Source organism: Nocardiopsis sp. NPDC058789, assembly GCF_042745575.1.
Taxonomy (GTDB): Bacteria; Actinomycetota; Actinomycetes; order Streptosporangiales; family Streptosporangiaceae; genus Nocardiopsis; species Nocardiopsis eucommiae.
This window is the reverse complement of sequence record NZ_JBHYOW010000004.1, coordinates 269375-288520: the sequence shown is the minus strand read 5'-3', so window position 1 is coordinate 288520 and position 19146 is coordinate 269375. Positions and strand designations below refer to the sequence as shown.

Here is a 19146-nt window from a genome sequence, read left to right as displayed (position 1 = left end):
ACAGCTGTTCCATACCTCCCACCTGCGTGCCGGTAATCCTTTCGGGTTCGTGTCCGCGTTTGCCTGCACTTTGTCGGGGCGTGGCCTACGATTGCCTGCAACACCGAGATGCACGTGCATTCGGGTCGTGCACCGGCACGGGCCCTCCCTTTCGTCGGCGGCCCGGCGCGCGAAGCGTCAGTGAGGAGTTGAGGGGCATGGAGTGTGCGGAGGCGGTGGCGAAGCCGACCGGCGCCTGGTGGCTCAGGGTCCTGACCCACGGCTCGCGCCGTTGGAACACCCCGGTCTGCGGTGACCGGCACGACGCCGTCACGTGGACCTTCGAGCCCCGTCCCCGGGCGGTCGCGGCCGCCCGGGAGATTTCCGCGGCTCTGCTCCTCGAATGGCGGATGGAGTACTTGTCCGGTGATGTGGCGGTGGTTGTTTCCGAATTGGTCACCAATGCGGTACGCCACGGTGGTCCCCTGGCCTTGACCAGGCAGGGCGAAGCCGGTATTCAGCTGTCCCTCATGCGCAGCGGCGGAGAATTCATCTGTGCCGTTCGTGACGGCGGAGATCGCTTGCCCCGCAGAAGGGAAGCGGAGCCGAGCATGGAGGGGGGCAGAGGGCTTGCCCTGGTGAGCGCTTTCGCGCGAGAGTGGGGAGTGATTCCCACGCCGCCCGGCGGAAAGTTCGTTTGGGCGCAATTCGTGTGAGTCGATGACATGGGCCCCCTTCCCGGGCACCGGCCGCTTGGCTGGCCCCGGAGGGGGCCCACCCAGCGGTCCGTCGTCTCGGAGGGGTCGACGGGACCGGATCCGTGGGTGCCGCGGGGTACGGGCTATATCGTGTACGTGTAGTGTCCGGACCGCGCGGCAAAGGGGTTCGGTCGACCCGATACCCTTGTTCGGAGAATGACAGAGAGGCGGCGAAGGTGGATATCGCTCAATTGCGTCAGGGGAGTGGACCCACCGTGCGTCGCATGCTCCTCGGGCACCAGCTGAGGAAGCATCGGGAGCGCAGCGGTCTCACACGAGAGGCCGCTGGCGAGAAGATTCGCGCCTCCGCCTCCAAGATCAGCCGCATGGAACTCGGCCGGGTCGGATTCAAGACCCGTGATATCGAGGACCTCCTGAAGTTGTACGGCGTCACAGACCGGAAGCTGCTCAAGCAATTCCGCGAACTGGCCGCCGAATCCAACAAGCCCGGTTGGTGGAAGGAGTACGGCGACGCCCTCCACAAGTGGTTCATCCGCTACGTGGGCTTCGAGGAGGCCGCCGACCAGATCAGGATCTACGAGTCACAGTTCGTTCCCGGCCTGCTCCAGACCGAGGAGTACGCCCGCGAGATCATCTCGGGTGGCGTGGACACGGACATGGTGACCGAGCAGCGCATCCAGGCCAGACTCACCAGACAGAAGCACCTGGAAGCCGGGAAGAAGATGTGGATCATCCTCGACGAGGCGGCCGTGCGCCGTCCCATCGGGGGCCGGGAGCGCGGGCCGGAGATCATGGCCGGCCAGCTCCGTCACCTGATCCACCTCTGTGAGAACCACGAGAACGTCACCCTCCAGATCATCCCCTTCGAGGTGGGCGCGCACGCCGCGGAGGCCGGTTCCTTCACGCTGCTGCGCTACTCCGAGTTCGAGCTCTCCGACATCGTCTACCTCGAACAGCTCACCGACGGCGAGGTCATCGACAAGCCCGCCACGGTGGAGGCCTACACCAAGGCCATGACCCGGCTCAGCGTCTCCGCGGCCACTCCCGACGAGACCCTCTCCCTGCTCAAGGACATGTTGAAGGACCTCGAAGGCAACTGACCCCGGGACCACAGCCGTCCCCCGACCGGAGGCGCCCCGCCTGACCGGTCCGCACACGTGTGAAGGGCTCCGTCCACGCCGGACGGAGCCCTTCGGTGTTCATGGAGCCCCTGCGGCCTGGGAGAGAGCAAGGGTGAGGCGAACCAGGCCGTGGTTGACGCACCGCCCCGGGGCGCGCCGATCAGGTGCGGCGGAACACGTCCTAGCTGAGCAGGTTGTCGAAGTCGCCGTCCTTGGCGCCCAGGATGAGGCAGTCGATCTCCTCCTGGGTGTAGACCAGGGCCGGTCCGGTCGGGAAGCGCGAGTTGCGCATGGCGATCGAACCGTCGGTGAGGCGGGCCATCTCCACGCAGGCGCCCTGTGAGTTGCTGCGCTTGGCCTTCTGCCAGGAGGCCTCGATCAGCTCGGTCGCGCGGATGCCGTTGTGTGCGGTCATGTTCGTCTAGCTCCTTGGTCTCTCTGAGGGGGAGTGCGTGCGGATGCACTGCCAGATGCACGTGCAAAAGCACTGACACTCTTCCGAGCATAGCGTGACCATCGCCACTTGTCCGCGCGTTTGTGAGGATGTAAGCGCCATGTAATCGAGATGCGTTTCGGAAACCCCTCCAACCCCCTTCCGTCCCAGGTCAGAGTAGTTTTACTGGCAGATCTGGCCTGTTTTGTGACGATCGAGGAACCGTTGTTGGAAAGGACCCTCCGGCTGGAATGCCCTGTGGTAGCAAAAGGCCCCGTCGGTCATCCGACGGGGCCTGGTTCGGGGGTGTGCTCACCCTCCGGAACTCACTCGCAGGAGAGCGCAGCGGTCAGCGCGTCCAGGTTGCCGAGCATGATCGACGGGTAGTCGTCGCCGGGCGACCGGTCGGTCACGCCCTCCAGCGGATCGAGCACCTCCACCCGGGCGCCGGTCTCGGCCGCGATGGTGTCGGCGGTGGCGGCGGGCATCAGCGGCTCGGTGAAGATGGTCGTGATGTCCCGCTCCCGGACGACGTCGGTGATCGCCGCGATCTGTGCGGGGGAGGGCTCGTTGTCGGGGTCCACGCCGCTGACCCCGATCTGCTCCAGGTCGTACTGCTCGGTCAGGTACGTGAAGGCGGTGTGGCCGACCACCACCTCGCGGTGCTCGCAGGTGGCGAGGCCGGTCTGGTAGGCCTCACCGAGGGTGGAGAGCTCACTGACGACGCGCTCGGCGCCCTCCTGGTAGCGGTCGGCGCCCTCGGGGTCGACCTCGCCCATGCGCTGGGCCAGGGCCTCGGCGGTCTCCTTCATGAGCTCCACGTCCAGCCAGAAGTGCGGGTCGAGGTCACCGTGGTCGTGGCCGTCGTCCTCGGTGTGCCCGTCCTCCTCGTCGTGGTCGTGCCCGTGGTCGTGCCCGTGGTCGTGGCCGTGGTCGTCCTCCGCGTGCTCCTCCTCGCCGCCGGCGGGGCGGAGCTCGACGACGTCGGCCACGTTGAGCGCGGACTCCTTCGCCTCCTGCCCGATCGCCTCGTCCACGGCGGGCTGGAGGCCCTCGACGTAGAAGGCGATGTCGGCCTCGCTGACCTCGCCGATCTGCCGACCGGTCAGCTCCAGGTCGTGGGGTTCGGTGCCCGGTTCGGTGAGCTGGACGACGGCGACGCCGTCACCGCCGATCTCCTGCGCCAGCCACTCCAGGGGGTACACCCCGGTGACGACGGTCAGGTCCGCGTCGGCGGGGGAGGTCTCGTCCCCTCCGCTCCCGCCTCCGTCGGTTCCGCACCCGGTGGCGATCAGGAGTGTGGTGGCGCCGAGGGCGGCGGCTCGCGCGATGGGAGTTCTCATGGACCCATCATCGGGAAAATGAAAACGGTTGTCAATTTGTCTGCAATGTCGAGACCCTCCCGACCTGCCCGAACCCGGCTCAGGTGGACTCCGCGAACCGCTCCACGTCGTCGGTGCGCCCCGCCACCACGATCACGTCGCCCTTGTGCAGGACGGTCTCCTGGGTCGCGTAGGTGAAGGAGGCGCCCACTCGTTTCACCGAGACCACGGTGATCCCGTACTGCTGGCGCACCCGTGTCTCACGCAGGGTCCGACCCAGGAGCGACCTCGGCGCCCGGGTCTTGCCCAGCGCGAAGCCCGCGTCCAGCACCACGTAGTCCAGCATCCGCCCGGACAGGAGGTGGGCCACACGCTCGCCCATGTCGTGCTCGGGCAGCACCACGTGGTCGGCACCGACCTGCTCCAGGATGCGCCCGTGCCTGCGGTTGGTCGCCTTCGCCCAGATCGAGGGCACGCCCATGTCCACCAGGAGCGAGGTGGCCAGGATGCTCTCCTCCAGGTGGCTGCCGATCGCCACCACGGCCCGCGCGTACTGCGCCGCGCCGATCTGCTTCAACGCCTCCTCGTCCGTGACGTCGGCGACCACCGTGTGGGTGAGCGCGTCGGCGTAGGTCTGCACCAGACGGGGGTTGGAGTCCAGACCGAGTACTTCCCAGCCGCGGTTGACCAGTTCCAGCGCGAGCGAGCTCCCGAACCGGCCGAGGCCGATCACGAGCACGCGTTTGTCGTCGGGTCTGTCTCGATGTGGCATGTGCCCTCTCCTCCGAGGAAGTGCTGTGTGCGGCCGCCGCTCAACCGATGATCGGCCGGGCCTCGGCGAGCTCGTAGCGGCGGTGCCGGTCCCGGAAGGCCAGGGCCGTCACGAAGGTGACGGGCCCGATCCGCCCGGCGACCATGAGCACCGCCATCAGGTACTGGTTCCACGGCGCGAGCTCGGGTGTGATCCCAGTGGACAGCCCCACCACGCCGAAGGCGGACACCACCTCGAACAGGACCTGCATGAGGGTGAACCGGGTGGCGTACAGCATGAGTACGGTACTGACGGCGACCACGGTCGCGGACAGGAACACCAGGCTCAGGGCCTGGCGGATCACGTCGTAGGGAAGCTGGCGGCCGAAGACGTGCACGCGGTCGTGGGCGCGGACCTCCGCCAGCACCACCAGGAAGATGACGGCGAGGGTGGCGACCTTGATGCCGCCCGCCGTCCCCGCGCTCCCGTTGCCGACGAACATCAGCATGACGGTCAGCAGCAGCGTGGAGTCCTGCATCTCGCCGGTGGGCACGGAGTTGAGGCCGCCGCTGCGCGGCATCACCCCGGCGAAGAAGCCGTCGGTGAGTCTGGCCCACCAGTGCAGTTGGCCGAGGGTGGCGGGGTTGTTCCACTCCATGATGGTGACCAGCACCGCTCCCGCGACGAACAGCAGGCTGGTGGCGGTGACGGTGAGCTTGGTGTGCAGGGTCCAGCGGCGCGGGGTGCGCAGCTGGCGGCGCAGTTCCAGCAGCACGGGGAAGCCGATGCCGCCGAGCATCGAGGAGAGCGCGATGGGGAGGAGCACGAACGCGTCTCCGGAGAACCGGATGAAGCTGTCGGGGTAGAGGGACAGCCCGGCGTTGTTGAACGACGAGATGGCGTGGAAGAACCCGGAGTAGACCGCCTGGCCGAAGGTGAGGTCGTAGCCGAGCCACATGCGCGGGGTGATCAGGAGGAAGGTGATCCCCTGGCAGACCAGGAAGATGGTCAGGACCCGACTCACCAGGCCGCGCACGTCACCGACCCACAGCGTGCGCACCTCGGCCTGCACGTTCAGCTGCATGCGCAGCCCGAACCGGTGGATCACGGCGGTGCCCAGCAGCGAGGCCAGGGTCATGATGCCCATGCCGCCCGCCTGCATCAGCGCCAGCACCACGCCCTGGCCGAACCCGCTCAGGTCGTCACCGATCGAGACGACGCTGAGGCCGCACACCGAGAGCGCGGAGGTCGCGGTGAACAGGGCCTGCTCGAAGGGGAGTCCCCGGCCGTCCGTGGTGGCCCACGGGGTGCTGAGGAAGGCGGCGCCGACGAGGTCGACGGTCACGAACATCAGCAGGAAGACGCGGGCGGGCTTGAGCCAGACGCGGGACTCGCGTGGGGCACGCCACTCCGACGCGGGGGTCCGGTTCCGCGCCGCCCCCCACATCGAGAACACGCCGCGTACGAACTGACGCAGCGCCCTGGGAGGGCGGTGCGCGGGCGGTGGGTTCACCGCCGACGTGCCTGGCGATCGGCGCTGAGTGACACGGGCACTCCTTGCTCGGGGACCCGAACAATACTGCCAAAGCCCCCCGCTCCGGGCACGTCGCCCCACCGTGTGCCGCGGGAGACCTCAGGGGTGCCGGGCGCCCTCGTGGTCGGCGTGGCCCGGCGGCTCCAGCTGGAGGGTGGAGTGCTCGACGTCGAAGTGTCCGGTCAGGCACTCGTGCAGCTCGTCGAGCATCCTGCCGGAGTCCCGCAGGTCGTCCTCCGCGACCACCACGTGCGCGGACATCACGGGGACCCCGGAGGTGATGGTCCACGCGTGCAGGTCGTGGACGTCGATGACGGCCGGGTGGTTCATGAGGTGCTCGCGGACCTCGCTCAGGTCCATGCCCTTGGGGGTGGCCTCCAGCAGGACGTGGACGGCCTCCTTGAGCAGGGCCCACGCTCGGGGCACGATGATCGCCGCGATGCCGAGCGAGACCAGGGTGTCCGCCTGCTGCCAGCCGGTGAGCCACACGATCAGGCCGCCCACGATCACGCCGACCGAGGCCAGGGCGTCGCTCATGACCTCCAGGTAGGCGCCCTTGACGTTGAGGCTCTCCTTGGCCCCCGAGCGCAGGACGAGCATCGCGACGATGTTCATGACCAGGCCGAAGGCGGCGACCACCACCATGCCGAGCCCGGACACCTCGGCGGGGTCGCGGAGCCGGTCGACCGCCTCCACCACGATGAACGCGCACAGGGCGAACAGCACGATCGCGTTGACGGCGGCGGCGAGGATCTCGGCGCGTTGGAACCCGAAGGTCCGTTTGCTCGTCGCGGGGCGCGCGGCGATCCACACGGCGGCCAGGGCCAGGGCGACCCCGAAGGAGTCGGTGACGGTGTGTCCGGCGTCCGCGAGCAGGGCGAGGCTGCCACTGAAGGTGGCGCCGGTGACCTGGACGACGGCGACGACGAGCATCAGCCCGAGGACCAGTGCCAGTCTCCTGCTGTTGGCGGCTCCGGCGGTGATCGGCCCGTGGTCGTGTCCCGCGCCCATGGGTTGCCTCCTCGGTTCGGCGAGCGGTGGCGTCGCCACGCCTCGCGGTGGTCCGCTGCGGTGGGGCCGCCTGCTGGGGCGGTCCCGGGTGTCCCGGCCAAACAGTTCAGCCTTCACTGTTTATACAGCGAGGGCTGTCTATACAGCAAACGATGTACAATGACTTTCATGTTGACCTCCGAGCAGCGCCTCTCCGCGATCCAGCGTCTCGGCCGCGCCCTGTCCGACCCCACCCGCTGCCGCCTCCTCCTGGCGCTGCTGGAGGGCGCCGACTACCCCGCCGGACTGGCGGACCGGTTGGGCCTCACCAGGCAGAACGTCTCCAACCACCTCGCCTGCCTCCGGGACTGCGGACTCGTGCGGACCCAGGCGCGCGGTCGCCAGGTCAGCTACGAGCTCGTCGACGCGTCCCTGGCTCACGCGCTGGAGGACCTCCTCGGCGTCGTCTGGGGCACCACGCAGCCCCACGCGGCCCTGGACTCCCAGGGAGAACCAGGGGAACAGGCGCCGGTCGTCTGAGTCACCGCGCCGCGCCGTCGGGTGCCGGGCACGAGTCGCCTCCGGGGGGTTTCGGAGGGCCAGAACGTCCCGTGTGATGTCCGTTACAGGGGTGCGTGAGTTCGGAGTGCGCGAAGACCCACTTCGGGGCGGGGGACCTCCGACTTTCTGATGATGTCCCTAACTTTGGTCGGGTGGGACCCTGACAGAAGGCTGACATGTCCCTGAGAGATCCCTGAACCTCCCTCGTTCCGCCCAACTTCCGATATAACGCGACGTATGGTGAGTGGTGCGCCCGGCGGATGCGCAGCCCCTCGCGGGCCTCGTACCAGGCGGACGAACACCCCGCATCCCCCACACCCACGTCCTCGCGGATCGGCACCGAGACCGCACCGGTGAGCGCGCGCTCGACGAGCGAACGCGGCACACCCGGGTCCGGCCGTCCCACACACGGCGAGCTAGGAGCGAGCACCTCTCATGTCCAGACAGGCCCCAACGGCCCTCGGCGCGGAGCACCCCCACACCCGGGGCACCGCCCACCCGGTGGAAGGGACGAACCCGTGAACCGGCTTTCGGTCATGTCGCTCGGCAACCGGGCGCTGGTCCTTCTCATCACCCTGGCCGTCCTGCTCTTCGGCGTCCTCGCCGCGATGTCGGCCAAGCGTGAGCTCTTCCCCGAGATGTCACTGCCGATGGTGATGGTCTCCGCCCAGTACCAGGGCGCCACCCCGCAGGTGGTCGAGGGACAGCTCACCGAACCCCTCGAACAGGCCCTCCAGGGAGTGGAGGGGGTCGACACCATCACCTCGACCTCCACCACCGGGTCCGCGCAGATCATGGCGGAGTTCGACTACGGCCGTGACCAGGACGCCCTGGTCCGCGAGACCCAGGTCGCCGTCGACCAGATCTCCGGCATGCTCCCCGACGACGCCTCCACCTCCGTCATGGCCCTGAGCATGGACATGATGCCGGTGATGATGCTGGCCGCCAGCACCGAGAACGGCGACGAGCAGTCGATGGCCTCCTCCATCGAGAACGTGCTCATCCCCGAGCTGGAGTCGGTCCCCGGCGTCCGCTCGGCCAGCCTCTCCGGCGTTCCCGACCAGCGCGTCGAGGTCACCCCGGACGAGGACGAGCTCTCCGACGCCGGGATCACCACCCAGGACCTGGCCGACGGGCTGGAGGCCAGCGGCCTGCTCATGGCGGGCGGCAGCATCGACGAGGACGGCCGCAGCCTGAGCGTCACCACCGGTGACCAGCTCACCAGCCTCGACGACATCGAGGACGTGTGGATCCGGCCCTCCCAGGGCGCGGACCCGTCGAGCGCCATGCCCGGCGCCCCGCCCGCCCCCGCGCCCTCCCCGGTGCAGCTCTCCGAGGTGGCCGACGTCGAGATGGTGACGGAGGAGTCCTCCTCCATCGCCCGTCTGGACGGCAACCCCAGCGTCGCGCTCATGGTCATGGCGACGCCGGACGGCAACACCGTCGAGATCTCCGACGGGGTCCAGAAGGTCCTCGACGAACAGTCCGACCTGCTCGGTGACGACATCTCCCTGAGCGTCGTCTTCGACCAGGCGCCCTTCATCAACGACTCGATCACCGACATGTTCGAGGCCGGGGCCTACGGCCTGGTCGCCTCGGTCATCGTGATCCTGGTCTTCATGCTGTCCATCCGCTCCACGCTCGTGGTGGCGGTGTCCATCCCGGTGTCGGTCCTGGCGGCCTTCGTCGGCATGCAGGCGTTCGGGTTCACCCTGAACATGCTCACCCTCGCCGCGATCACCATCGCGATCGGCCGGGTGGTGGACGACTCCATCGTGGTGCTGGAGAACATCCGCAGACACATGGACTACGGCAAGGAACGGATGACCGCCGTCAAGGACGGTGTCCGTGAGGTCGCCACCGCCGTGGCCTCCTCGTCCTTCGCCACCATCGCCGTGTTCCTCCCGCTGGCGTTCGTCGGCGGCATGGTCGGCGAGATCTTCATGCCCTTCGCGGTCACCAGCAGCCTGGCCCTGGCCGGCTCCCTGCTCGTGGCCCTGACCATCACACCGGTCCTGTGCTACTGGTTCCTGCGGCCCGCCGAGGTCGGGGACGCCACCCGCGAGGAGATCCAGCGCGCGGCCCACGAGCGTGAGAGGCGCACCCCGCTCCAGCGCGCCTACCTGCCGCTCATCCGGTGGATCACCACCAAGCGCAGGACCGCCACGGTGGTCACGCTCGCCGCCTCGGTGGCGATCTTCGCCGGTACCGCCGTGCTGGCCGCGAACTCCGAGACGGACTGGCTGGGCGAGGCCGAGGAGAACACCTACACGGTCATCCAGGAGCTCGAACCGGGCATGTCCCTGGAGGCCGCCGACGCCGAGGCCGTCAAGGTCGAGCAAGCCCTGGCCGGGATGGCCTGGATCGAGACCTACCAGGTCAACGTCGGAGGCAACCCGATGATGGGCGGCGGTGCCGCCGACCAGATCGACTACACGATCACCGCCGACCCCGACACCGACCAGATCCGCAACCGCGACGTCCTGCGGGACACCTTCGCCGGACTCGACACCGAGTACGAGCCGCGCCTGGACTCCACGGGCGGTATGGGCGGCTCCGGTATCGAGGTCCGCGTGACCGCCGAGGACCAGGACACCCTGGTCGAGGCGGCCGGGATGATCGAGGACGAACTGCGCGGCATCGACGGCGCGGACGACGTCACCAGCGGCATCTCCGAGTCGCAGCCCGCGCTGGAGGTGCACGTCGACGGCGAGGAGGCCGCCGAGTACGGTCTCGACGAGACCATGGTCGGCCAGACCGTCTCCGCTGCCTTCAACGGCCGCGACGTCGGTGACGCCACCATCGAGCACATCCGCCGCGACGTCGTCGTCCTGGTCCAGGACGCGCCGGGCACCGTGGCCGAGCTCAGGGAGCTGCCGATCGTCACGCCCACCGGGCAGGAGATCGAGCTCGCCGACGTGGCCGAGGTCTCCGAGGTCGAGCAGCCGCCGGAGCTCACCCGCATCGACGGCGTCACCAGCACCACGGTGTCGGCCAACCCCACCGCCTCCGACCTCGGCGGGGTCAGCCTCGCGATCACTGAGGCGCTGGACGGCATGGACCTGCCCTCGGGCGCCACCGCCAGCCTAGGCGGCGTCAGCCAGGACCAGACGGAGGGCTTCGCCCAGCTGGGTCTGGCGCTGCTCGCCGCGATCATCATCTGCTACCTGATCATGGTCGCGACGTTCAAGAGCCTGATGCAGCCGCTCATGCTGCTGGTCTCGGTCCCGTTCGCCGCCACCGGTTCGCTGGGTCTGCTGATGCTGACCGGCACCCCGATCGGCGCGGCGGCCCTGATCGGCATGCTGATGCTGATCGGCATCGTGATCACCAACGCCATCGTGCTGATGGACCTGATCAACCAGAACCGGAAGAAGGGGATGGACCTCAGCGAGGCCATCGTCGAGGGCTCCCGGCACCGCCTGCGCCCCATCCTGATGACCGCGGTCGGCACCATCGCCGCGCTCGTCCCGATGGCCACGGGGCTGGCGGGCGGCGGCGCCTTCGTGTCCGCCCCGGTCGCCCTCGTGGTGATCGGCGGCCTGGTCACCTCGACCCTGCTCACCCTGATCCTGGTCCCGGTCCTCTACCAGCTGGTGGAGGTGCGCCGTCAGCGCCGTGAGGACAGGGCGGCGGCCCGCCGGGAGCGGCGCCGTGCCAAGCGCCGGGCCCGGGCCGAGTCCCCGACCGCCGACGACGGCTCGACGACCGAGGGCGACGCGGGCGAGGTCCCGGAGAAGCGGGACACGGTCACCGGAGGCTAGCTCCGGCGCCCGAACCACGGGAGGGTGTCCCGCACGAGCCGTGTGCGGGGCACCCTCCTCCGTGTCCCCGGAGGCACCGGGGGGCGGGTGGGGCCCGAAGTCGTCCACGGACCGGGAAGCCCTGTGAATCAGGGGATCCAGGGCCCTTCCTCTGTGTCACCGGTATGTCGATTTGTGCTATCCGCGCAGTCCAGGCAGGCTTCCTCACATGGATGATTCGAAGAAGAGCCTGGACGACCTCGTCCGCGACGAACTCGGTGACGAGCCCTCCCAGGAGGCCAAGGACTACGCGCGCGAACTCTACGAGCGCTACCGGCTGCCCGCCACGGACACCGGTGCGACCACCGCGGACCCCAAGGGTGCCGCTCCGACCACGGCCGAGGAGTAGGACCGCACACGTCCCCGGCACGGCGACGCACGGACCTCACGACCGGAAACGCCCCGCTCCGGACCGCGTCGGCCCCTCTACCGGGGCTGGTCTGATCCCCGGTCGTCGCCGTCCCACACCAACTCGAACCACACCTGGCGGCCCCGGCCGTCGCGGCGTGGTTCGGTCCCCCACTTACTGGCGAGCGCCTCCACCAGATCCAGACCCCGGCCGTGTTCGGCCGTGTCGTAGGGGTCCCGGTGCTGGGGCGCGGGCGCCTCCGTCGTGCTGCCGAGGTCGCGGACCTCCACCCGGGCCCATCCGGGCGCGTGCCGCACGCACACCTCGAACTTCCCGGTGGCACGCCCCGAGTCGCTGTGCGTGATGGCGTTGGTGGCGAGTTCGCTGGTCAACAGCGTCGCGGTGGTGACCTCCGGCGAGACCGCCAACTGACGTGCGACGAACCTGCGCGCGTAGGCGATCTGACTGGGCAGGCCGGGGAAGCGCCGCCGTACGTGTCGGCACTCGGTGGTGGGCGGGGCGCTGCTGGACTCTTCCATGGGACTGGCCGGGCGTTGGGGACGGTGGAGGGGGGCCGACGCCGTAGGGAGCGGTGGCGTCGGCGCGGAACGAGGGGCTGCGGTCTCACACAAGTGGGTTCACTCCCCGAGGACGTGTGTTCGCGGGCAGGGCCGAAACGGCGCCTGGCCCTGGACGCGTCCATGCCCGGAACGGGTCACGGCGCTGGGTGCAGACACGGGGCGAAGAAGCCCCCGGGGGCAGGGAGGGACACGGCTCGGTGCCGTTGGGGACACGGCACGAGGGCGGCGCGCGGTGGGGGAGAAGCCGCGGGGCTTCACACGGGACGGTGGCGTGGCCGGGGGTCGGCCGTGGCGGATGGTCATGTGTGCGGTGGGGTGTGCCCTACGACACTGAAGGGCCTACTCGCGCTCAGCATACGCTCCGTGCCTCCTTGACGACCCAGCCGACCTGGTCCGGACAGGGTAACCCCCTCTGAGCTGCCCAAAGAGGGTTCCGGTCGAGTGGGTGGGCTCGACGGGGACCGAATATCGACGGGGATGCGTACCCCTGCGCGGGTTCAAGAGTGAATAACGATTTGGTGAAGACCTCCCGAATTTTGCTACTTGCTTCGGTCTTGCGCGTGCCGTGGATCACCCGAGAGGGTGGGAGTCATGGCCTCGCCCATCCCCGATCCCCTGCCCGTGGGCCTCGGCGTCGAGATCGACCGCGCCGTCCGGCTCACGGACGAGGGCCACGTCCTCGTCGGCGGTTCACCGCCCAGTGCCCTGCGCCTTCCCCCCGAGGGCGTCAGCTCGGTCATCCGCTGGCTCAGCGGGGCCGCGCCCGACCGCCACGGTGAGCGTCGGCTCGCCCGGGCGCTGCTGGAGGCCGGACTGGCCCACCCCCGACCCGCCTCCGGCACCCCGGTCCCCGGTGTGCAGGTCGCCGTGGTCGGCGCCGGGGACCACCTCGGACTGGAGGCGACCCTGGACCGGCTCCGGTACGAGCACCCGGACCTGAGGCCGGTGGTCGTCGGAGCGACCTGCCTGGGGGCGCGGGCGGCCGGGGCCCGGGGCCTGCACGTGGTGCCCGGCCCCCTGACCGGGGCCCGGGCCCGGGCGATCGCGCTCAGGGTCTGCGACGCCCCGGTCGTCGCCCTGCTCGACGCCGGTGCCCGACCCGCTCCCGGCTGGCTCGCCACGGCACTCGCCCACTTCGCGGACCCCCGAGTCGCCGCGGTGGTGCCCCGGGTCCTGTCCGAACGCGTACGGAGCGGTCCCCCGGGGATGCTCGTCGCCTCCCTCAACACCCTCCACAGCGATCGGGGGCCGGACCCCGCGCCGATCCCGCCCTGGGGCCACGGCCGTCATGCTCCGGCTCCGACCCACGGCCCGGGGGCGTCCCCGGAACCCGTCCCCGCACTGTTCGTGCGTCGGGGCCTGCTCGACCCCGACCCCTCCCTGGGAGCCGCGGCCGACGTCGACCTGCTGTGGCTTCTGGCCGCGCGGGGGTGGTCGGTGCGGTACGAGCCCCGGTCGCGGGTGCGCGCCACACCGGGCACGGATCTGCGTTCCTACCTGCGCTCCCGGTTCGAGGTCGGTGCCGTGGCCGGGCCGATGGCACGGAGGCACGGGCGGAGGGCCGCCGGTCCCGAACTGACCCTGTCCGGCGCGGTCGGCCTGGGCCTGGCCCTGTCCGGTCGTCCCCTGGCGGGCCTGGCCGTGAGCGCCCTCGGGGGAGTGGTGACCGCGCGGGGGCTCGCGCGGGGCTCCGGCGTCCCGGTGGAGGACACGGTGCGGCCGGTGGTCGTGGACCTCGCCCACACGGCGCGGACCGGGGCACGGTTCGCGCGGACCGCGCACTGGCCGCTGGTGGCGGCGGTGGCGGTCGGCGGGGCGGTGCTCTGGTCGCGGGAGCGGTCGGCCGGCGGGCCCGCCCGGGGCCCACGCGGGGCCGGTTCCCCGAGACGCGGACGTCCGGGGCGTCGAGCGCTGGTGGCCGCCGCGGCGCTGACCCTTCCGCACCTGCTCTCCTGGCGGCGTCACCACGGTGTGGCCCCGGTGGGCCCCCTGGCGTGGACCGGCCTGGCCGTCGCCGGTGACGCGGCGCGCTCACTGGGCACGTGGTGGGGTGTCGTCCGTTCCGGTTCCCCGGCTCCGTTGGTACCGCGTTGCCGTCCGCCGGTGTCGGCCTCATCACTTGAATCGTTGCAGGTGGAAGAGGGTCCGGAGGGCTCGGTTCGTAAGCCCGGACCGGGTGCGGTGCTTAGTCCGTGTTAACGCGTGTTACGTACGGTGACGCGTTCCGCGCCTCCGGGGGGATCTCCGGTTGCCGGAAATCACGATTTTCGTGACTCACGGTAATATGCGGACCTGGCGGTCCGGTCTCGTCCAGGGTGGGAGGGGAAGGTCTTTCTCGGGATCCGGCAAACGCCGTCCGTCACCGTGGTGAATCGTCGAGGAGGGGCGATTTTCTGTAAACGACGTTTACGCATGCGGCGCTCCAGCCTTCCATAGTCCCAGCTCAAGGGGTATTCATGGCACTCTGGAGTTGAACCGCTACTTTGCGTGTCAGACTTGACAATTGCATGCGAACTTGCTGCCCACATTGCCACCGTTGTCCTTTCTTGATGCGGTGGTTACCAGCAAGTGTCTCGTGGTCCCCCACAATCTTGACATTCCGGTCACTGACCGTGAACCGGATGCCAGTGTGTTTCGGCAGTCACTGGGGGTGACCCCCGCGGTGTCGGCAGAGCTTGCGCGCTTACCCGGGCTAACCGGCCGGAGCGCACGAACCTTGCCCGACCCGTGTCACTCCCCGTGCCGGCGACTCGCAACAGATCAAGACAGGTCAAGCGCCGGGCTCGGCTGTGAGGTTCGGAGATAGTTTTGGGCAAGTTCCTGGCCAGGCGGCTGCTGAACTACGTCGTGCTGATTTTCATCGCGACGAGTTTCGCGTACCTGCTCGCGGCCACCAATCTTCAACCGCGCGTCTACTTCGAGCAGATGCAGCCACCGCCGCCGCCCGAGGTCGTCAACACCCAGCTGGACTCACTGAACCTCAACGACCAGACGCCGCTCGCCGAGCGCTACGTCACCTGGATCAGCGGGGTTCTCACCGGTGACTTCGGAAAGAACATCCAGGGCGGTGACGTCACCGCCCAGATGTGGCTGAAGGCCGGGGTCACGCTGAGGCTCATCACCGTCGCCACCCTCCTCGGAAGCGCCCTGGGAATCGCGATCGGCGCCTACGCGGCCGTGCGCCAGTACCGGGCCTTCGACAAGGCGGCCACCGGAGCCTCCTTCTTCGTGCTCTCGATCCCCACCGTCGTGATCGCGATCGTCATCCAGGTCCTCGCGGTGGCGATCAACGACGGCCTCGGGTTCACCTTCCTCAAGTACGTCGGCGAGTACTCGGCGGGCTTCCAGGGGAATCTCTGGGAGACCCTCCTCAACCGCGTGCACCACGCGATCCTGCCGACCCTCGTTCTCGCCCTCGCCCTGTTCGCCGCCTTCGCCCGCTACCAGCGCAACATGATGCTGGACGTGCTCGGCTCGGACTTCGTGCGCACGGCGATGGCCAAGGGGCTCACACGAAGGAAGGCGCTGTTCAAGCACGCCCTCCGGACCGCGCTGATCCCCACCATCACCTACTTCACCTTCACCTTCGGCGCCCTCGTCTCCGGGTCGACCTTCACCGAGAAGATCTACGGATGGCACGGCATGGGCGCCTGGCTGATCGACTCCATCGCGCGCCAGGACGTGCACGTGGTCGCGGCGGTCTCCTGGTTCATGGCCGTCACCATCATGGCGGCGTCGTTCCTCTCGGACATCCTCTACGCCTGGCTCGACCCGAGGGTCCGGGTGTGACGATGCCGAACAGCCCCGCCACCAGCACCAGCGAGCCCTTCCCGGACGCCACCGCAGCAGCCATGTTGGAGACCACGCCATGACCACCGCCACAGAGACGCCCCAGGACGTCCCCACCTCGCCGCCCGCGCCCAGCCGGCTCAAGGACATCGTCCGGCAGCTGATCTCCACCCGGCGCGTCATCGTCGGCATCGTGATCCTCGTGCTGCTGGTCCTGCTGTCCCTCATCGGACCGATGATCAGCCCGTGGAACGTCGGAGAGCGCGACTACGGGGCCCTGCTCAAGGGCATCTCACCCGACCACTGGTTCGGCACCAACCGGACCGGACTGGACATCTTCACCCAGACCACGGCCGGTCTCCAGAAGTCGCTCCTCATCGGCCTCCTCGTGGCCGCGATCTCCACGGTGATGGCGGCGCTCATCGGTGCCTTCGCCGGCTACTTCGGCGGGATCACCGACCGCACCCTCACCTGGATCGCCAACCTGGCCCTGGTCCTGCCCAGCTTCGTCATCCTCGCCATCCTGTCCCGCCACTTCGTCGGTCAGGGCGGATGGCTCATCCTGGTCGTCCTGCTGGCCGCGTTCAGCTGGATGGTCACCTCCAAGATGGTCCGTGGTCTGACCATCTCCCTGCGCGAACGCGAGTACATCCACGCCGCCCGCTTCATGGGCGTGCCCCCCTACAAGATCATCCTCCGCCACATCCTGCCGAACATGTCGTCGCTGCTCATCGCCGACGCCACGATCACGGTCAGCACCGCGATCATCGGTGAGACCGCGCTGAGCTACTTCGGTCTGGGTGTGCAGTCTCCCGACGTCAGCCTCGGTGTCGTCATCGCTGACGGAGCCTCCTTCGCCACCACCGCGCCGTGGGTCTTCGTGTTCCCCACCGCTCTGCTGGTGCTGCTGGTCCTGGCCGTCAACATGATCGGGGACGGGCTGCGCGACGCCCTCGACCCCACCGCCAAGTCGCGTCGGTCCTAGTAGGGGAAGGCCCACCAATGAGTACCGAGACCATCGCGGACACGGAGTCCGAGAACACCGCCACCACGGGACCGACCCCCGTCCTGGAGGTCACCGACCTCACGGTCACCTTCCGTGGCTTCAACAACAATCCCGACGTCAAGGCCGTGCGGGGCGTCAGCTACGCGGTGAACCGGGGCGAGGTCCTCGGCATCGTCGGTGAGTCCGGTTCCGGCAAGTCGGTCTCGTCGATGGCCGCCATGGGGCTGCTCCCCGAACACGCCGAGATCACCGGCTCCGTGCGCCTGCACGGCCAGGAGCTCCTCGGGAAGCCGGACCGGGAGATGGCCCGCATCCGCGGCAAGGTCATCTCCATGGTCTTCCAGGACCCGCTCTCCGGTCTGACCCCCGTGTACACGGTGGGGGACCAGCTGGCCGAGGCGGTCATGGTCCACAGCCCCAGGGGCAGCAGGGACAAGGCGCGGCGGCGCGCGGTCGAGCTCCTCGAACTGGTCGGCATCCCCAACGCCGAGGACCGCTACCGCTCCTTCCCGCACGAGTTCTCCGGCGGTATGCGCCAGCGCGTCATGATCGCCATGGCGATGGCCAACGACCCCGACGTGATCATCTGCGACGAGCCCACCACGGCCCTCGACGTCACCATCCAGGCGCAGATCCTCGACCTGCTGCGTACCGCGCAGCGGGAGACCGGTGCGGCGATCGTCATGATCACGCACGACCTCGGTGTCGTCGCCGGGTTCGTCGACCGCCTCCTGGTCATGTACGCGGGACGGCCGGTGGAGATCGGCACGGTCGACGAGATCTACTACAACAGCCGGATGCCCTACACGATGGGTCTGCTCGGTGCCGTCCCCCGGATGGACCTGGAGGACCAGGGCGCCCTCGTCCCGATCAAGGGCACCCCGCCCTCGCTGACCGACCTGCCCCCCGGGTGCCCCTTCGCTCCCCGGTGCCCCATCGCGCAGGAGGAGTGCGAGGCCGCCGAACCGGACCTGCTCGTGATCGGCTCCCGGCACGACCTCGACGAGGACCCCGTCCGCGTCGAGGACACCGGGGTCCAGCGCGCGGCGTGCATCCGTTCCGGAGAGATCGACGCCAACGACTGGACCGCCAGGGACATCTACCCGGTACCCGAGATCCCCGAGGTCGAGGTCGCCTCGGCGCGCCGAGAGGACCTTCCCGAGGTCCTCCGTGTCCGGGACCTGATCAAGCACCACCCCCTGATGAAGGGGGCGGTCCTCAAACGCCGTGTCGGCACGGTGTACGCGGTGGACGGCCTCGACTTCGACATCCGGGAGGGGGAGACCCTCGCGCTGGTCGGGGAGTCCGGCTGCGGGAAGTCCTCCACCCTCATGGAGATCCTGGGCCTGGAGAAGCCGCAGCGGGGCAGCGTCGAGGTCATGGGCCGAGACGTCTCCACCCTGTCCCGCTCGGAGCGGTTCGCGCTCCGCCGCGACATGCAGATCGTGTTCCAGGACCCGATGAGCTCACTGGATCCGCGCATGCCGGTGTTCGACATCATCGCGGAACCGCTGCGCACGCACAGGGTCCCGACACGGGAGGTCACCGAGCGCGTCTACGAGCTCCTCCAGCTCGTCGGCCTGAACACCGAGCACGCCACACGGTTCCCGGCGGAGTTCTCCGGCGGTCAGCGCCAGCGCATCGGCATCGCCCGTGCCCTGGCCCTCGAACCCAAGCTCCTGGTCCTCGACGAGCCGGTCTCCGCCCTGGACGTGTCCATCCAGGCGGGCGTGATCAACCTGCTGGAGGAACTCCAGGCCAAGCTCGGTCTCGCCTACCTGTTCGTGGCGCACGACCTGTCCGTGGTCCGGCACATCGCCGACCGGGTGGCGGTCATGTACCTCGGGAAGATCGTCGAGGTGGGTGACACCCAGTCGATCTACGGCCACCCGAGCCACCCGTACACCCAAGCCCTGCTGTCCGCCATCCCCGTTCCCGACCCGGAACGCGAGCGGGCACGCACCCACATCGTTCTGGAAGGCGACCTGCCGAGCCCCGCCAACCCGCCCACGGGTTGCAGCTTCCGGACGAGGTGCCAGAAGTTCATCACCCTCTCGGAGTCCGATCAGGAGAGGTGCATGAGCGAAGAACCGGCGATCCTGCCGACCAACGGAGGAGACCAGGCCTCGGCCTGCCACTTCTCGGAGCGGCAGGCGGGTCTTGCCTGACCCACGGTTCACCCAAGGCAAGGCCGACGCCGCCCCGCGC

15 protein-coding genes are annotated in these 19146 nt (G+C 69.2%); 9 read left to right on the top strand and 6 right to left on the bottom strand.

The genetic code is table 11. From position 1 onward, the window contains the following. The first annotated feature begins 197 nt into the window (after positions 1–197). Both ACFW3L_RS07325 and ACFW3L_RS07320 read left to right on the top strand, forming a co-directional pair. Positions 198–695: an ATP-binding protein gene (locus ACFW3L_RS07325; RefSeq protein ID WP_378737398.1), complete on the top strand. Its 498-nt coding sequence runs from the start codon at positions 198–200 to the stop codon at positions 693–695. A 266-nt stretch (positions 696–961) separates the two neighbouring features. Further along, positions 962–1798, top strand: a complete 837-nt coding sequence (locus ACFW3L_RS07320; RefSeq protein ID WP_378737632.1) for a helix-turn-helix domain-containing protein — start codon at positions 962–964, stop codon at positions 1796–1798. A gap of 202 nt (positions 1799–2000) precedes the next feature. Here ACFW3L_RS07320 and ACFW3L_RS07315 read toward each other — a convergent pair whose 3' ends face one another. From ACFW3L_RS07315 to ACFW3L_RS07295, 5 genes are all read right to left on the bottom strand, one after another. Next, on the bottom strand, positions 2001–2234 hold the full coding sequence (locus ACFW3L_RS07315) for a DUF397 domain-containing protein (protein ID WP_378737396.1): 234 nt from the start codon (positions 2232–2234) through the stop codon (positions 2001–2003). 344 nt (positions 2235–2578) lie between these two features. Further along, the gene (locus ACFW3L_RS07310) at positions 2579–3595 is read right to left on the bottom strand and encodes a metal ABC transporter substrate-binding protein (RefSeq protein ID WP_378737394.1); all 1017 of its coding nucleotides are present in this window, start codon (positions 3593–3595) and stop codon (positions 2579–2581) included. Positions 3596–3674: 79 nt separating this feature from the next. Then, on the bottom strand, positions 3675–4346 hold the full coding sequence (locus tag ACFW3L_RS07305; RefSeq protein ID WP_378737392.1) for a potassium channel family protein: 672 nt from the start codon (positions 4344–4346) through the stop codon (positions 3675–3677). A 40-nt stretch (positions 4347–4386) separates the two neighbouring features. Beyond that, positions 4387–5676: a TrkH family potassium uptake protein gene (locus tag ACFW3L_RS07300; protein WP_378737630.1), complete on the bottom strand. Its 1290-nt coding sequence runs from the start codon at positions 5674–5676 to the stop codon at positions 4387–4389. Between the two features lie 282 nt (positions 5677–5958). Next, complete coding sequence (locus tag ACFW3L_RS07295; RefSeq protein WP_378737390.1) at positions 5959–6870, bottom strand: cation diffusion facilitator family transporter; 912 nt, start codon at positions 6868–6870, stop codon at positions 5959–5961. Positions 6871–7038: 168 nt separating this feature from the next. Between ACFW3L_RS07295 and ACFW3L_RS07290 the strand changes: the two genes are divergently transcribed. The 3 genes from ACFW3L_RS07290 (at position 7039) to ACFW3L_RS07280 (ending at position 11562) form a co-directional block, all read left to right on the top strand. Next, positions 7039–7389 carry an ArsR/SmtB family transcription factor gene (locus ACFW3L_RS07290; protein ID WP_378737388.1) on the top strand — a complete coding sequence of 117 codons (351 nt, stop codon included), beginning with the start codon at positions 7039–7041 and terminating at the stop codon, positions 7387–7389. A gap of 557 nt (positions 7390–7946) precedes the next feature. Further along, positions 7947–11174, top strand: a complete 3228-nt coding sequence (locus ACFW3L_RS07285) for an efflux RND transporter permease subunit (protein WP_378737628.1) — start codon at positions 7947–7949, stop codon at positions 11172–11174. A 208-nt stretch (positions 11175–11382) separates the two neighbouring features. Then, positions 11383–11562, top strand: a complete 180-nt coding sequence (locus ACFW3L_RS07280; RefSeq protein ID WP_378737386.1) for a hypothetical protein — start codon at positions 11383–11385, stop codon at positions 11560–11562. A gap of 77 nt (positions 11563–11639) precedes the next feature. On the opposite strand, the gene ACFW3L_RS07275 is transcribed toward ACFW3L_RS07280, so the two are convergent. Then, positions 11640–12194 carry an ATP-binding protein gene (locus ACFW3L_RS07275; RefSeq protein WP_378737384.1) on the bottom strand — a complete coding sequence of 185 codons (555 nt, stop codon included), beginning with the start codon at positions 12192–12194 and terminating at the stop codon, positions 11640–11642. Between the two features lie 540 nt (positions 12195–12734). Between ACFW3L_RS07275 and ACFW3L_RS07270 the strand changes: the two genes are divergently transcribed. The 4 genes from ACFW3L_RS07270 to ACFW3L_RS07255 all read left to right on the top strand — a co-directional run bounded on the left by ACFW3L_RS07270 (position 12735) and on the right by ACFW3L_RS07255 (position 19106). Then, positions 12735–14342, top strand: coding sequence for a family 2 glycosyl transferase (locus ACFW3L_RS07270; protein WP_378737382.1), 1608 nt, complete (start codon positions 12735–12737; stop codon positions 14340–14342). A 609-nt stretch (positions 14343–14951) separates the two neighbouring features. After that, positions 14952–15932, top strand: coding sequence for an ABC transporter permease (locus ACFW3L_RS07265; RefSeq protein ID WP_378737380.1), 981 nt, complete (start codon positions 14952–14954; stop codon positions 15930–15932). Positions 15933–16011: 79 nt separating this feature from the next. After that, positions 16012–16917 (top strand): ABC transporter permease, encoded by a 906-nt coding sequence (locus tag ACFW3L_RS07260; RefSeq protein ID WP_378737378.1) that lies wholly within the window; start codon positions 16012–16014, stop codon positions 16915–16917. Positions 16918–16934: 17 nt separating this feature from the next. Beyond that, entirely contained in the window at positions 16935–19106 is a 2172-nt protein-coding gene (locus ACFW3L_RS07255; protein WP_378737376.1) for a dipeptide ABC transporter ATP-binding protein, read from the top strand. The last annotated feature ends 40 nt before the right edge of the window (positions 19107–19146 follow it).

Bases quoted from the DNA above. Each gene is read 5' to 3' on its own strand.
- ACFW3L_RS07325 (WP_378737398.1), top strand. From the start codon at position 198: ATGGAGTGTGCGGAGGCGGTGGCGAAGCCGACCGGCGCCTGGTGGCTC.
- ACFW3L_RS07320 (WP_378737632.1), top strand. From the start codon at position 962: ATGCTCCTCGGGCACCAGCTGAGGAAGCATCGGGAGCGCAGCGGTCTC.
- ACFW3L_RS07315 (WP_378737396.1), bottom strand. From the start codon at position 2,234: ATGACCGCACACAACGGCATCCGCGCGACCGAGCTGATCGAGGCCTCC.
- ACFW3L_RS07310 (WP_378737394.1), bottom strand. From the start codon at position 3,595: ATGAGAACTCCCATCGCGCGAGCCGCCGCCCTCGGCGCCACCACACTC.
- ACFW3L_RS07305 (WP_378737392.1), bottom strand. From the start codon at position 4,346: ATGCCACATCGAGACAGACCCGACGACAAACGCGTGCTCGTGATCGGC.
- ACFW3L_RS07300 (WP_378737630.1), bottom strand. From the start codon at position 5,676: ATGTTCGTGACCGTCGACCTCGTCGGCGCCGCCTTCCTCAGCACCCCG.
- ACFW3L_RS07295 (WP_378737390.1), bottom strand. From the start codon at position 6,870: ATGGGCGCGGGACACGACCACGGGCCGATCACCGCCGGAGCCGCCAAC.
- ACFW3L_RS07290 (WP_378737388.1), top strand. From the start codon at position 7,039: ATGTTGACCTCCGAGCAGCGCCTCTCCGCGATCCAGCGTCTCGGCCGC.
- ACFW3L_RS07285 (WP_378737628.1), top strand. From the start codon at position 7,947: ATGTCGCTCGGCAACCGGGCGCTGGTCCTTCTCATCACCCTGGCCGTC.
- ACFW3L_RS07280 (WP_378737386.1), top strand. From the start codon at position 11,383: ATGGATGATTCGAAGAAGAGCCTGGACGACCTCGTCCGCGACGAACTC.
- ACFW3L_RS07270 (WP_378737382.1), top strand. From the start codon at position 12,735: ATGGCCTCGCCCATCCCCGATCCCCTGCCCGTGGGCCTCGGCGTCGAG.
- ACFW3L_RS07260 (WP_378737378.1), top strand. From the start codon at position 16,012: ATGACCACCGCCACAGAGACGCCCCAGGACGTCCCCACCTCGCCGCCC.
- ACFW3L_RS07255 (WP_378737376.1), top strand. From the start codon at position 16,935: ATGAGTACCGAGACCATCGCGGACACGGAGTCCGAGAACACCGCCACC.